Here is a 13,778-nt window from a genome sequence, read left to right as displayed (position 1 = left end):
CGTCGGGGCCGATCACTTCGACGGCTTTGCGCACCAGGACCCGGCGTACCGGCTCGGGCTTCCACGGTGAGGACGAGACGAACTGCTGCAACTGCTGGTAATCAATCCCCAGCCGGCCGCCCATCGGCTGCATGGATTTCCGCCGGCCGTCCAGCATCAGACCGTGTAAGTACAGGTTCCCCTTGTTCCGCTGATCCGCCCGCGGAAGGGAGGCGAACACATCCGCCACGAACGCTTCCAACTCAGTCCTGGTCTCGGCAAGCTCATCGGGTTTCATGCCTCGAAAATTAACAGGATCGGCCAGGGATTAAAAGCCGCCGCGCCGGACCTAACTAAGTACTACTAGTTGGAGGGGAAGTTGTAGGAAGCGCCGGAGGCGTGGCTTGCTTCGGGCCAGCGCGAAGTGATGACCTTGCCGCGGGTGTAGAAGGAAACGCCTTCCGGGCCGTAGATGTGCTTGTCGCCGAACAGCGAGGCCTTCCGGCCGCCGAAGGAGTAGTACGCCACGGGGACCGGCAGCGGGACGTTGATGCCGATCATGCCGACGTCGACGGAGCGCTGGAACTTCCGGGCCGCCGCTCCTGACGAGGTGAAGATCGCGGTGCCATTGCCGTACGGGTTGGCGTTGATCAGCCTGATGCCCTCTTCCATGTCCTGGACGCGGACCACAACGAGGACCGGTCCGAAGATTTCCTCGGTGTAGGCGGTCATTTCGGTCTTGACATGGTCAATGACCGTAGGGCCCACCCAGAAACCTTCCTCGTGGCCGGGGACCACCAGGTCGCGGCCGTCCACCACCATCGCGGCGCCCGCGGCTTCGGCTTCGGCGATGGTTCTGACGATGAAGTTCTTGGAGTCTGAACTGATCACTGGACCCATGTCGGCGTCGGGCTCGGTGCCGTTCTTGACCTTCACAGCCAGGGCACGCTCTTCGACCTTCTTGACCAGCAGATCGGCGGCGTCACCGACGGCGACAGCCACGGAGATGGCCATGCAGCGCTGGCCGGCGGAGCCGAAGGCCGCGGCGGCGAGGTGGTCTGCCGCATTGTCCAGATCGGCGTCGGGCAACACGATGGCGTGGTTCTTCGCACCGCCCAGGGCCTGGACCCGCTTGCCGTGCGCAGTGGCTACCTCATTGATGTGCTTGGCAACCGGGGTGGACCCAACGAACGAGATGCCGTCCACGTCCGGGTGGGTCAGGAGACCGGAGACAACTTCACGGTCGCCGTGCAGGACCTGGAACACGCCGTCGGGCAGGCCGGCCTGCTTGAACAGCTTGGCGAGCAGCATCGCTGCGGACGGAACCCGGTGGGAGGGCTTGAGGATGAAGGCGTTGCCCGTGGCGATGGCCATCGGGGCCATCCACAGCGGCACCATGACGGGGAAGTTGAACGGGGTGATCCCGGCGACCACGCCGATCGGTTCGCGGAAGGAGAAGACGTCGATGCCGGTGGAGACCTGGTCCGAGTATTCGCCCTTGAGCAGGGTCGGGATGCCGCAGGCGAACTCGATGACCTCCAGGCCGCGGCCGATTTCGCCCTTGGCGTCGGAGAGGACCTTGCCGTGCTCGGCGGTGATCAGTTCGGCGAGCTCGTCCACGTGGGCGGCCACGAGTTCGCGGAACTTGAAGAGCACGGCGGTGCGCTTGGCCAGCGAGATGTCGCCCCACGTGAGTGCCGCGGCCTTGGCCGCGGCGACGGTCGCGTCGAGATCCTCGCGGTTGGCCAGCCGCAGCTCGGCGCTGACCTGGCCGGTGGCCGGGTTGTAGACAGGCTTTGTCTCGGTCCCGGTGCCTGCAGCCTCGGTTCCGCTGATGAAGTGGTTGATGGTGGAGGTGACGGTCGTCGTGTTCATCGGTTTTGTTCTTCCTGGCTTGAGCATCGGGCGTTCATGCGGCCGCACATGCAATATCTGATTAGAGAGCTGTCTCTTGCCGCCCCGCAGCGGGAGCGAGAGGAGGATGTATTGGGATTGGCTAGGCGTAGATGCTGGCGTAAATGTCTTGGATTTGCTGTGCATCGGGAATGACGGGATTGTTGGCGGGTGAACCGGAGGACAGCGCCTGTTCGGCCATGAGCGGAAGTTTGGATTCCCAAGCATGCCGGTCGATGCCGAAGACCTCTGGGGTGGGAACGTCTAGGTCGGCATTGATCGCATGCAGTTCGGCCACGAGCGCTACCGAAGCTTCTCGGTCGGTTGCTGCTGCGGAGGCTACGCCTAGAGCACGCGCGCATTCGGCATATCGTGACTCCGCGGCAGTTACTGAGAATTCGGTTACAGCTGGAAATAGCATCGCATTCGCCAGCCCGTGTGCCACATGGAAGTGAGCACCTATGGGCCTACTCATGCCGTGAACCAACGCGACGCTGGAGTTGGAGAATGCGATACCTGCCTGGGTGGCGGCCAGCATCATGGCCTCCCGGGCTGCCTGGTTCGAGCCGTCTTCGTAGACCTTTCGGAGGTTCGTCCCGATGGTCTTGATAGCTGACAGCGCGAATGCGTCTGAGAAGGGACTGGCCTTCTTGCTGACAAAGGCTTCAATGGCGTGGGTCAGCGCATCGATGCCTGTATCAGCAGTGAGCCGGGGTGGCATGGACAGGGTAAGCGTGTGGTCGATGACAGCAGCCGCAGGCAGGAATGCTATGCCGGCGCACAGCATCTTTTCGCCGGTCTCGGAGTCGCTTATGATCGTAAACTGCGTGGCTTCGGAGCCACTTCCTGCTGTGGTGGGAATTGCGACAACGGGAAGCGCAGGGCCAGTGTTGTTCCTCGGTGCCTTGTAGTCCCGCATCTCGCCGCCTTGCCGGCTTAGGATTCCAAGTGCTTTGGCTGTATCGATTGCGCTGCCGCCGCCGAGACCGATGATGATGTCAGCCTCGTGTTCATTTACCGCTCTCACGCCGTCGCTCAGGGAATCGGTGGTGGGATCAGGGACCGTTCCTGAGAATACGGCGACACTCAGCCCGGACTTCCGCAGAGTTTCGATCAAACTGCTAACCACGCCGGAAGCAACCATGTAGGCGTCGGTGACTATAAGCGGGCGGTGTCCTCCGAGGTCGCTGACTAAGGAGCCCGCCTCGTGGATGGCGCCCCCGCCTGCTCGCATTAGGCGGGGAAGTGCAATGTTGGCAACCATGAAACACCTTTGTTTGAACACGCCTCTCATATCGGGCGGTTTGGATTCGAATTGCTACCACGCTCTCATGGTACGGATGCCCAAACAATGACCAAAAGTGCCCTTTGGTGTGCATTTTTGCACGGTAAGATAATCGGATGATCTCTGCTGACGACTTACGCTTCTTCTTGGAGGTGTCCCGTACGGGCAAGCTGGTGGCAGCGGCACGTGGACTGGGCGTTGACCACACGACGGTGGGTCGGCGCATAACCCAACTTGAAAAGGCTAGCGGTGCGAGGTTGTTCGTGCGCGCCCCGGGAGGGTGGGAGCTCACGGAAGCCGGGGAACGCCTGGCCATCCATGCTGAGGCTGTGGAGTCATCCCTGCTGGCCGCCGCCGAGGAACTCGGTTCCTCGGCAGGGCGGTTGTCCGGAACCTTGCGGATTGCGGCCCCTGATGGGTTCGGAGCTTTCGTACTCAGCCCGGGACTGGGTAATCTACGAGCACGGTATCCCGACCTCAAAGTGGAAATAGTCACGGCCACCCGCCTCAACCTACTGGCCTCAAAGGAGTTTGATGTCGGCATCTCCCTGGCACGGCCGACGATCCGGGGGGTTGAGTCGTTCGAACTTGCAGAGTATCCGCTCGGCCTATATGCAAGCGCACAGTACCTTCAACGTCACGGGCCCATATCTAACGTGGATGAGCTCCTCGAGCACTCCGTCATTGGCTACGTGGATTCGCTTCTGGACATTCCTGCGCTGCGATTTCTGGACGCAGCACTCCCTGGAGTCCGCCCGGCCATCCAAACGAACAACATCACGGGGCAATGGATGGCCGCAGTTGCGGGGCTGGGTGTTGCAGTCCTTCCCTTTTTTATTGCTGAGCCTGATCGCCGGCTCGTCCATATCCTGGATAAATCGGTAGCTATTCGGAGGAAGTACTGGCTGGCTGTTCCGCGTGAGCTGCAGCGGTTGGCCAGGATCCGGGCGGCCCATCAGGAACTCAGGGAGCTGGTCCTCGCCCATCCGTATCTTGAGGTAAATTCTTCCACCGGGCACTAGCGACCTATAGAACCGTCCGCCCGAAGCTCCGCCTTCTTCGGCCGCTACGCTGGCAGCAAACACTTCGCCGAGGATCGGGTGCCCGACGATACGAACTTTGCGGCGGATGTGTTCGTTCACGACACCCAGACCGGGCTCACGGAGCGCGGATCAACCAGTAGGAGTAGAAGGCCACGTGGCGGCTGTCCATGCCGATATCCGGGCTGACCCCGCCGCCGGCCTCGTCCACGCCGCTGGTGACACCGGGCAGCCCGCTGTCCGCCTGGACCCCGCGCCAGCTACTTGAAACACTGACCCACTGACCCACTGTGTCACTCCGGTGGCCCTGTCCCGGACAGTTACGTCATACCCGGACTCGTGGAGTCCAGCCTTACTGTGACAGGTCATTCGTCGCCAGATTCTCCGCCGTTGAAATGAACGGGACGTAGCGTGGGCCGGCGCTGAACGATGGCTGATCGCTGTCCCGGTCCGCTGAACACCGCCGCCGTTCACGCTAACGAGCTAGGTGAAGCCGGACGCTACACTCGTCAGCCCCTGCAGGAAGAAGCAGGGCTGCCGCTGCAACTGCCGCCATGACCCTCAGTGGTGTCCTGCCCGGGCCATGCGACTGGTCCCTTTTGTATGGTGGGGCGCCATCGCCCGCCTTCGGTTTGTGATGTCATCTCAAACCAACGCCTACAATCAGCAAGAATGATCCGCCGCAACAAGCGTCGGCCTCCACCCGTCGAGATGCCCGGCCTGTTCTCGAGGCTGGCAGCTGCGCCTTGGACAGAAGTGTGCATACCTGTGATGGCAAGTGCCACACCCTCATTTCTGGGTGACGGGGGCTGTGGTCCCGGTGCTCCGTACTGACGGGAGTCGAGTTAATCCAAGGGGCGGTGCACCCGGGGCCTTGCGCTAATAGCTCCGACAGTTGCTACAAGGGATCGCCCAGTAGTCCCTTGGAAGGGAAATTCTGCGCTTACTCAAGGCCTTCCTCGCTGAAGATGTCGCTGCACGGGTGTATCTGGACTGTTTTGTGTTGCCTCGTGTTTTGGGTGACGGTACGGGCCGCTGCGGATGATCCGGTCGGTGTTGATGTGGACTGACAACATCCCGCGTCCGGCTGCGAGTCATTCACCGACCGTCACCACGGCCGCTGCATTTTTGCCTACCGGGCGCCCCGGGATTTCCGGACGGCTCTAGCAGAAAAGTCCAAGGGTGGGTCCCGGTTTGCCCACTTGGCTCCCTGACACTGAAATGTAGGTCATCTTGGGTGGCCTTCTGGCCCACGAAGGCGATCAAGGGCTGGTAGCGGCACGTTGCCCAGTCGACCAAACGAATACGAACGCGGCGGTGACCCCGATTGCAACTCCTGCGAAAGAAAGCAGCGGATTCTCCCCTGGCGGAAAAGCTGCGATCCACGCATAGGCGACGGCCATGCCCGAGAATTTGAGCATGTTGTGAATTCCGATCCCTAGGCCGGATCCTCCGGGAGGCGAGGCTGCAAGCGTCTCTGCAGACATGCTTTGTACGACTGATATTCCGAAGCCGGCGAGGGTGAGCAGAAGAGTCGCAGTCGCGATGGTCGCCTCCGGTGCTGGCAGAAGATACACCACGCCCATGCCGATGGCAGCGACCACGTTGGCCAGCAAGCCGAGCCGCATCACCCCATTGACCGTCAGCCGGCGGCACAGAACGCTCGCCAGTGGACCGCCCAGGCTCATGGCAATCGCAAGGCAACACAGAACGGCACCGATGACGTCCGGTCGTCAAGATGTGCCGAGAGGAACAACGGTGTGGCTACAAGGAAAGATCCCATCGCAAACATCGCCGCCGCCGCTCCGGCTGCACTTCCGGCAAAGCGGCGATCGATCAGGTGGCGAGGGTCAATGAGCGCATCCGGTTTTTGACGGGCCACCCACACGAAGCCCACGAGCAGCACGCTGCCCAGTAGCCCGCTGATTATCGCGGAAGATGACAACGTCCGCTGGGCAAACAGCGTGAAGCCGACGACGACTCCTGCGGCTCCCGCTGCCAACAAAAACAGGCCAGCAATATTTGTCCGGACCGTCCGGTCTATAACTGCCGGCAACGTCGCAAGGAGCAGGCACAGCATCAAGGCGCATAGCAGCGAATGGACGATGAACACGGCCCGCCAGCCCAGCGTCTGACTAATGGCCCCGCCAGCCAAAGGTCCCAAAACCTGACCGACACCCAAGGCCGAAGCCCACAAGGCAAGGGAGCGTCTCCGCAAAGAAGGCCAGATGACGATTAGCGATTTCTGCACTCCGGGGGCAATGAAACTGGTGGCCAGTCCCTGCACGGCACGCACCGAAACGAGCATGCCCACTGTGTCTGCCATGAAACCCACGACGTCCGCGGCAACCATCAGCGCGAAAGCCCACAACAGCATACGCCGGCTACCGAAACGGTCGCAGCACCATCCGGCCACCGGGACCGCGACGGTCAAGACGACAGTGAAGGCGCTGACCATCAGAACAATCTCAGCCACCGTGGAGGAAAGTTCCGACCTAATGATCCCCAGAGGCGCGTTGAGTATGTTGCTGGATAACGTCGCCAGTGTAGAGGATCCCAGCAGCCCCCAATAAGCAAGGTTCGAGGGTTTATCGGACAGCCGCCGCAAAGGTTTCGTAAAGCGCCATATGCCCACTTGCCTGCTCACGGTCCAACCCGACAAGGCGGCGGCTTGGACCGCTGCAAAGACCGAGATTGGCGCGGGCGAAAGTCACGACTCGTCATTGCTGTCAGAGATCCGGCCAGAGCTCAGGCTGCACGAATCATCAGCGGAGACAACTGCACCGACAACCGAGCGCCTGTCCTGTCCCAAATAGTCTGCGGAGTAAAGCCTCGGACCGGTGTGCGGTCAATTTCATGGATAAAAATACCGTGGCAGTTTTGGGCGACGAGGTATGGATCAACAGTCGCGATAAGGGCCCCCTGGCTTTGGCCTTCGGCAAGGATAGCTCCGACCATGCGGATCGACCGGTCGCCCTGGGCGATGTTCCGCGCTCCGGTCACACTGCCGACCTGGAAACCTTCCCGCATATAGAGTGCGGCATTATCAGGATTACGCCGGTAGAACTCGCAGCGGGCACGGTAGATGCTGTAGATACGGTTGCAGTATGACTCCCCGTCTTCACGCCTCAGGGATCCGGAGGATGCCAGCACGGCATCCTCCCTCTCGATCTTGGTCAGTATGGCGTCCATCTGATCTCCGTACACCATCATCAGGAGTTCGCGTTTGCTTCCGATGTAGCGGAACAGCGTGGCTTCACCGATTCCCGCGAGTTCCGCGACCTCCCTGGTGGTGATTTTTTCGATGCTCCGTTCGCTGAGGAGCTGCTCGGCGGCCGCCCTGATCCGTTCAGCCTTCCCCAGTTTGGACCGTTCCCGAAGGCTCAGCTGCTGCTTCTTGCCAATCACTGCTGTTAATTGCTTTTGGCTCACGATTGCTGCCCCTTTGAGAGTCTGATCCGAAACATTCCACCTAGTAAATCAGAACCCGCCCGGGGAGGCCATCGACTCGGGGACGTTGGAGCCGGGGCTACCGAGAGAGCGCTCCAGGTTTGCAAGTTCCTCGGCGACGGCTGCGTCGATGAACACCAAGCCTTCTCCGGCCGCGCCCCGGGCATTCCACTCAGGCTCTCCTGGGGTGAACAAGGCGCTAACACCAGGGGCGCGGTGCGAAGTGCGCACACGAGCGGTCATGGTCGCCACCTGCTGGCGGAACTCGTCCGGGTCCGTGAAGGCCTCGATATTCAGGGCCAGAAAGAAGTGGGAACAGTCGTTGGGGTTTTCGGGCCCCGTATACAGGCCTTGGACCCCTCCACCCCAAGCGCCACCGGAGAGCATTCCCGTGAGGACATCCACCATCATGGCCAGGCCAAAGCCCTTGGGGCCGCCCACGGGAAGCAAGAGTCCACGGATCGCTTCGGCGGGGTCGGTTGTCGAGGACCCGTCCGGCCCTGTCGCCCAGGATTCCGGGATGCGAGTCCCGTTCTGCTCAGCTGCTTTGATTTTGCCGAACGCCGCTTCTGAGAGGGCCATATCCAGAACAAGGTGGAGTCCGTCGGCGCTCGGCGCGCCGATGGCCAGCGGATTGTTGCCGACGACGGCTTCTGCGCCGCCGATGGCGGCCATGAGCGGGCGCGTGTTTGCAGCGGCTATGCCAACGTAGCCGGCGTTCGCTGCCTGCAGCACATACCGGGATGCGGCACCGAAGTGAAAGCCGTGTCTGACTGACACGGCACCCACGCCGAACGCGGCAGCTTTCTCCATGGCCAGCGCCATCGCCTGATCAGACGTCAGCGAACCAAGGGCGTGGCGGGCATCCAGAACACAGACCGCGCCCTGCTCCCGCACCACCTCCGCCCGCTCATGCTGAGAGACAGAGCCGGCCCGGATGCGCTCAACATACATAGGCACCCGCATCGTGCCGTGGGACCGAACACCGCGGAGGTCCGCCTCCACCAGCGAATCGGTAACGCTTGCCGCCGAGGCGGGGGAGTAGCCCAGCGAGCCGAAGATGCACTCGACTTTCGACCGAAGCCAGGACTCCTCAACTGAAACCAGGTCTCCTGCCATGGTCATCGTCCGCCGGCGAACATCGGCTGGTCTTGGTTCGTATGGGTCTTCACAACGTAACCGGCATCCTTGAAGGTCCCGTTTTCCTTCCGGAACTGGCTCATAAAATCCGGCCAAAGCGTGGTCAGCCGGCCGTTTCGCGGGTCCACGTACCAGCTTTCGCAGCCGCCCGAGAGCCAGACAGTGCCTTGGCTGCGTTCATCAATGGTTTTCACGTACTCCTCCTCAGCCTCGGCGGTCACCTCAAGGGAAGAAACGGAGTTCTCGCGCATGTACTTTAAGGCCCCCGCTATGTAGGAAATCTGTGTTTCGGCCATGTAGATGATCGATCCTGCGCCCAAGCCGGTGTTCGGTCCAAGCATCACAAAATGATTTGGAAAGCCGCTGACCGTGGTGCACGCGTATGCCTGTCCGCCGTTGCTCCAATGGTCTGCGAGCGAGGCACCGGCATTGCCGTAGATCCGGTGGGAAATCGGAAGGTCGCTTGCCTCGAATCCGGTGCTGAGGATGAGGACATCCAGCTCGTGGCGCTCACCGGCCCGTGTGATGACGGCGTTCCCTTCAATGTGGCTGATTCCGTCCGCTTCCAGGGTGACGTTGGGTCGGCCCAGGGCGGGGTAGTAATCGTTGGATATCAGGATCCGCTTGCAGCCGATTGCGTAGTCCGGGGTGAGCTTTTTGTACAGGACCGGGTCCGCAACCTGGCCTTTGCGGTGGTTGTCGGCAACTTCGGTGATCTGGTCGATGAAAGCAGGGACGCCCCTGCGCTGAGGGAACCGGGCCTCGTTGCCCCAGAAGAGTTCATCCCTGATCGCCTGTGCAGTGTGGGGAAACTTGCGGAACATTCCGCGTTCGGCGTCGGTATAGAAGTAGTCCAAGCGGGGTATGACGTACGGAGCGGAGCGCTGAAAGACTGTCAGGTGAGTAGCAGTTTCCGCGATTTCCGGAACGATTTGGATCGCGGACGCTCCGGACCCGACCACTCCGATGCGTTTGCCCTCCAGCTGGACTTCGTGGTTCCACTGCGCCGAATGGAAGATCTCGCCTGTAAAACCGTCTATTCCCTTGATGTTGGGGAATTTTGGATCCGAAAGGTGGCCGGACGCCGTGATCAGGGACTTACCGGCGAAGGTTCCCCGGGGTGTGGAGACAATCCAGCGTTCCTGGGTCTCATCCCAGCGAGCGTCCAGCACTTCAGCCCCAAAACGGATATGCGGGATGAGTCCTTCTTCCCGGGCCGCAGCCTGCAGATACTGAAGAATTTCGGGCTGGGTGGCGTAGACCCGCGACCAGTCCGGGTTGGGCCGAAAGGAGTACGAATACAGATGCGACTGAATGTCACACGCCGCGCCTGGATAGGTGTTGTCACGCCATGTTCCACCGACATCGGCAGCGCGCTCAAGCATGACGAACGATTTGTTATTCTCACGAACCAGTTGAATGCCCATGCCAAGGCCGGAGAAACCGGTACCGACGATGATCACATCGACGTTGTTTAACGGATCAATGTCGTGGCTGCGGCCGGCTTCGGAAGTTACTGCGGTATCAGGCTTTTTCATCGGTAGTCCTCGTTTCTGTGATTCTGGCTCAGGCGTGGACGGGAGCCAGCACGGCCCCGGCACCATCGGAAGCATGTCCCTGGACGAAATTGTCAATCCGGGTGAAAAGTTCGGCGGGCCGCTCATGGACCACTGCATGGCCGCTGGAAATTTCGACAAAGCGCGAGTCATCAATCGCGCCGAACAGGGCGTGACTGTGCCGAATGGGAGCCATCTGGTCATCGGAGCATCCAATGACCAGCGTCCGTGCCCGGACAGCTGAGAGTTTGGCGGATATGTCCACCGTTCTGTTGAGGCGCATCTTGCGTGCCCGGCTGGGACCGGCCTTAATACCCGCAATGAGCTTTTGGAGCTCGGCCGGCGGACGTGTGGCCACGAAGCGGGAGCTGAAAGCGGTGAGGAGCATGAACTCGGCCAATGCCCCGGATTGCGAATCGTGAAGTTGCTGCCAGACGGAGTTCCTCAGTTTCTGCTGCTCGTCCGTTTTCATCCACCCCGCGACCAGAACAAGATTCCGGACCAGTTCGGGCTGTTCGGCTGCTATTACAGCGGCGACGACGGCCCCAAGGGAATAGCCTACGAAGGTCACCGGCCTGCCCGGTGAAAGCCTGTTGATAACTGCTGACGCCTGCCTGACAAAGTGGTCCAGGGCCAGCGGCCCGGATTGTTCCGGAATTTCATCGACGAAATCGAGTGCGATCACGCGGTGCCGGAACGACAACATAGGCAGCAGGGCCGCGAAGTTGTTTTCCGCGCTTCCTCCTGTCCCGTGGAGCAGGACGATGGGCGCCCCACCGCCGGGCTTCTCGCCCGAGTCGTAATACCTGACCTCGACGCCGTCAGCTCTGACGGTGCCCTCGGTTATGCCCGGATAAAAACTCACGCTGCTTCCTTTCACCACGCGTCGCGGAACTATCTAAAGTTTTGATAGAGCACTCACAATGAAGTGTACTATCATTAGTACCATTGTTGTGGTGCCGCTCACAAGTTAAAAACGGGATCTGCCAAAAGGAGTGTTGTTTCATGAGCGTAGAAAACCAGCTGCGCATGCGAGCGGTTAGTCCCGCCCTCTGGGGCCCGCCCGAGGTTCTCCGCGAAATCGAAGTGGACAGGCCCTCGCCGCAGCCGGGCGAAGTGCTGGTTCGGGTCAAAGCGATTGGGGTGAACCCCACGGATTGGAAGAGCCGCGCTACCGGCGGCAGAAAGCTTTGGAAGAACCCGCCCATCCTGGGGTTTGATGTCTCCGGCGTTGTTGAGGAAGTGGCCGAAGGCTCAGTTCTCTTCCATCCTGGTGACGAGGTCTTCGGGATGCCTTTATTCCCTCAACAGGCCGGCGCCTACGCGGAGTACGTTGCCGGGCCGGCCCGGCAGTTCGCCCGCAAACCCACAGGTTTGGACTATGTCCACGCGGCTGCGCTTCCCTTGGCCGGTCTCACCGCGTGGCAGTCCTTGGTTGATGCAGCCGGAGTGAGGGCCGGCCAGCGCGTCCTCGTCCATGCGGCGGCCGGCGGCGTCGGTCATCTGGCGGTACAGATTGCGAAGGCCTCGGGAGCTTACGTCATCGGCACTGCCCGACAGTCCAAGCACGAGTTCGTACGCGGCCTTGGCGCCGATGAAGTGCTGGACTACACCGAGACCGATGTCGCCGAAAGCCTGGACAAGGTAGACATTGTTATTGATCCGATAGGCGCCGGAACCGGACAGCATTCCATCGGTGCTCTGCGCCCCGGCGGAATTCTCGTTTCTTTGATTCCCCGCAGGCACGGCCCCACAGCTGCAGCGGCTTCCGCTGCCGGCGTCCAATACACCTTGGTGGTCGTCGAACCCGACAGTGAAGGGCTGAAAGCGCTGGCCCGGCTGGTTGAATTGGGAGAGCTCCGCCCCCACGTCTCGGCCGTCCTGCCGTTGTCGGACGCTCGGGTCGCCCACGAAATGGGCGAGACCGGACGCACGACGGGCAAGATTGTCCTGACGCCGTAGCCCTTGGGGGCGCTTACGACAACGAACCCTGCAGTGGGGCCGCCGTCCCTTCCTGCGTCCGGGAAGGACTGCACAGTGTCAAAAGCTGTGCCGCGTCGGCATGATTCTCCAAGGTGAATACGAATTCCGTCAAGGTCGCCATGGCCTCCCACGAAAGTCCGGAGGCCGGCAGGAGATCGCGGGCCAGGTTAAGAACACCACCCCGGTCGTACTCGACTGCACGGGCACGGCCCGAACTGATGCAGCGCCCGTCAAGCAAGCGGATCTGCACTGCTGCCCGATGATCCGCCCGTTGGGCTGGCCTCGTATCCAGGGCTTGTTCAGGCCCAGTCTCAAATTTTACTTTTGCGGCAGCCCTCAGCACGGCCGGATCTCCGTGATCTGCCAGATGGCTGACATCGACACTTCCGTAGACGAGCGCCACCCCCAGGGAGAACTGCATACTCATCATTGCGGCCGTAGGTGTGGACGGACAGCCCGGCGCATCGACTCCCGGGTAGGTCCGGTCACTCTGGGCCAGGGTGACGACGACTTCAACGACATCCGCGGCCATGAAACCGTGGGTTTTTCTGAGCTCTAGAACTCTTTGAACGGCAGCCTGGTTGATCGCGCAAACGGGGAAGGGCTTGAGAATGACTTCGCTGATCGCCCAGCTCCTTAAACCGCCCAGGATCGTCTCCCGGTTCACGCATTCTTCATCTGCAAAGGCCCTGTAAAAACCCGCGGTTCCTTCCAATGCATCGGGTGCGCCCAGCGCTCCGGCCTCTGCGAGCATTGCTGAATTGAATCCGTTCCTGGCGGCTGCAGCTGTCTGATAACGCCATTCGTCCGTTCCGCGTTTCCACATTTGCGTGATGCCTGCTGAGGAGCTGGCCGCTATGGCAAGCGCATTGGCGATTTGCGTCGCTCCTCCCCCGCGCGCTTTTGCGACGGCGCCCGCCCCGGCAAAAGGACCATAGAGTCCCGTGGGTCGGAACCCGCGCCGTGTGGTAGCCGCTACCGAACTACGGCCGATGGCGGCGCCCACTTGGTAGCCTGCGACCATGGCGACAAGGAATGCCCGGCCATCCAAGGATCGGTTCTCCGCTGCGGCCAACAGCGGCGGTATCACGCAACTGCCGAAATGACTTACCGATCCGGGGTGCTCATCGTGCTGGGCGCGTGCTCCCATAAGTAATGAGTTCGTGTAAACGCTCGCCTCGTTCGGACCGCGCAGGGCGTCGGTCAGCCGGGTCGCTGTGGCCGCGCGGGGCGCACCATCTGGCCAGGCCACCCGGTCTTGCCCGGGAACGCTGAGGTTTCGCGCCCCGAGGGCAACAATGAGGTTATGGCAGAGAACAGTCTTGGCCTGTTCGACAACTGTCGGCGGCAATTGCTCGTAGCACAGGCCGTCAAGATAGGCCGCCAGTCCGGCGATGATAGATGGTTTGCCTTCAGCGATCACGGCACAACTCCCTGTATTGACGAAACGGC

General features: G+C 61.3%; 13 protein-coding genes. 2 read left to right on the top strand and 11 right to left on the bottom strand.

Translation table 11 applies throughout. From position 1 onward, the window contains the following. From AC50YA_RS20255 to AC50YA_RS20245, 3 genes are all read right to left on the bottom strand, one after another. Window positions 1-277 (bottom strand): transposase (locus AC50YA_RS20255; protein ID WP_494983988.1); only part of this gene is annotated, 277 nt, incomplete at its 3' end. Between the two features lie 65 nt (window positions 278-342). After that, complete coding sequence (locus tag AC50YA_RS20250) at window positions 343-1,854, bottom strand: CoA-acylating methylmalonate-semialdehyde dehydrogenase (RefSeq protein WP_494983987.1); 1,512 nt, start codon at window positions 1,852-1,854, stop codon at window positions 343-345. 121 nt (window positions 1,855-1,975) lie between these two features. Then, window positions 1,976-3,106 carry an iron-containing alcohol dehydrogenase gene (locus AC50YA_RS20245; RefSeq protein WP_494983993.1) on the bottom strand — a complete coding sequence of 377 codons (1,131 nt, stop codon included), beginning with the start codon at window positions 3,104-3,106 and terminating at the stop codon, window positions 1,976-1,978. A 167-nt stretch (window positions 3,107-3,273) separates the two neighbouring features. Here AC50YA_RS20245 and AC50YA_RS20240 point away from each other — a divergent pair, with 167 nt between their 5' ends. Next, window positions 3,274-4,179, top strand: coding sequence for a LysR family transcriptional regulator (locus AC50YA_RS20240; RefSeq protein WP_494983986.1), 906 nt, complete (start codon window positions 3,274-3,276; stop codon window positions 4,177-4,179). Window positions 4,180-4,315: 136 nt separating this feature from the next. Here the strand turns inward: AC50YA_RS20240 and AC50YA_RS20235 are convergent, their stop codons facing one another. The 7 genes from AC50YA_RS20235 to AC50YA_RS20205 all read right to left on the bottom strand — a co-directional run bounded on the left by AC50YA_RS20235 (window position 4,316) and on the right by AC50YA_RS20205 (window position 11,208). After that, on the bottom strand, window positions 4,316-4,486 hold the full coding sequence (locus tag AC50YA_RS20235; protein WP_494983985.1) for a hypothetical protein: 171 nt from the start codon (window positions 4,484-4,486) through the stop codon (window positions 4,316-4,318). A 973-nt stretch (window positions 4,487-5,459) separates the two neighbouring features. Then, window positions 5,460-5,885: a hypothetical protein gene (locus AC50YA_RS20230; protein WP_494983984.1), complete on the bottom strand. Its 426-nt coding sequence runs from the start codon at window positions 5,883-5,885 to the stop codon at window positions 5,460-5,462. Beyond that, on the bottom strand, window positions 5,882-6,844 hold the full coding sequence (locus AC50YA_RS20225; protein WP_494983983.1) for an MFS transporter: 963 nt from the start codon (window positions 6,842-6,844) through the stop codon (window positions 5,882-5,884). The genes AC50YA_RS20230 and AC50YA_RS20225 overlap by 4 nt, the downstream gene beginning before the upstream one ends. Window positions 6,845-6,945: 101 nt before the next feature. After that, window positions 6,946-7,629: a TetR/AcrR family transcriptional regulator gene (locus AC50YA_RS20220; RefSeq protein ID WP_494983982.1), complete on the bottom strand. Its 684-nt coding sequence runs from the start codon at window positions 7,627-7,629 to the stop codon at window positions 6,946-6,948. A gap of 48 nt (window positions 7,630-7,677) precedes the next feature. Next, window positions 7,678-8,766 (bottom strand): Ldh family oxidoreductase, encoded by a 1,089-nt coding sequence (locus AC50YA_RS20215; protein WP_494983981.1) that lies wholly within the window; start codon window positions 8,764-8,766, stop codon window positions 7,678-7,680. Window positions 8,767-8,768: 2 nt separating this feature from the next. Next, window positions 8,769-10,325 (bottom strand): flavin-containing monooxygenase, encoded by a 1,557-nt coding sequence (locus AC50YA_RS20210; protein WP_494983980.1) that lies wholly within the window; start codon window positions 10,323-10,325, stop codon window positions 8,769-8,771. A gap of 28 nt (window positions 10,326-10,353) precedes the next feature. Next, entirely contained in the window at window positions 10,354-11,208 is an 855-nt protein-coding gene (locus AC50YA_RS20205) for an alpha/beta fold hydrolase (protein ID WP_494983979.1), read from the bottom strand. A gap of 140 nt (window positions 11,209-11,348) precedes the next feature. Here AC50YA_RS20205 and AC50YA_RS20200 point away from each other — a divergent pair, with 140 nt between their 5' ends. Further along, the gene (locus AC50YA_RS20200; protein ID WP_494983978.1) at window positions 11,349-12,305 is read left to right on the top strand and encodes an NADP-dependent oxidoreductase; all 957 of its coding nucleotides are present in this window, start codon (window positions 11,349-11,351) and stop codon (window positions 12,303-12,305) included. A 13-nt stretch (window positions 12,306-12,318) separates the two neighbouring features. On the opposite strand, the gene AC50YA_RS20195 is transcribed toward AC50YA_RS20200, so the two are convergent. Further along, the gene (locus tag AC50YA_RS20195) at window positions 12,319-13,749 is read right to left on the bottom strand and encodes an MmgE/PrpD family protein (RefSeq protein ID WP_494983977.1); all 1,431 of its coding nucleotides are present in this window, start codon (window positions 13,747-13,749) and stop codon (window positions 12,319-12,321) included. Window positions 13,750-13,778: the final 29 nt, after the last annotated feature.

The sequence above is a fragment of the Pseudarthrobacter sp. RHLT3-21 genome, from assembly GCF_059383495.1.
Note: the sequence above shows the minus strand (reverse complement) of the source record. Positions and strands in the feature narration are given on the sequence as shown.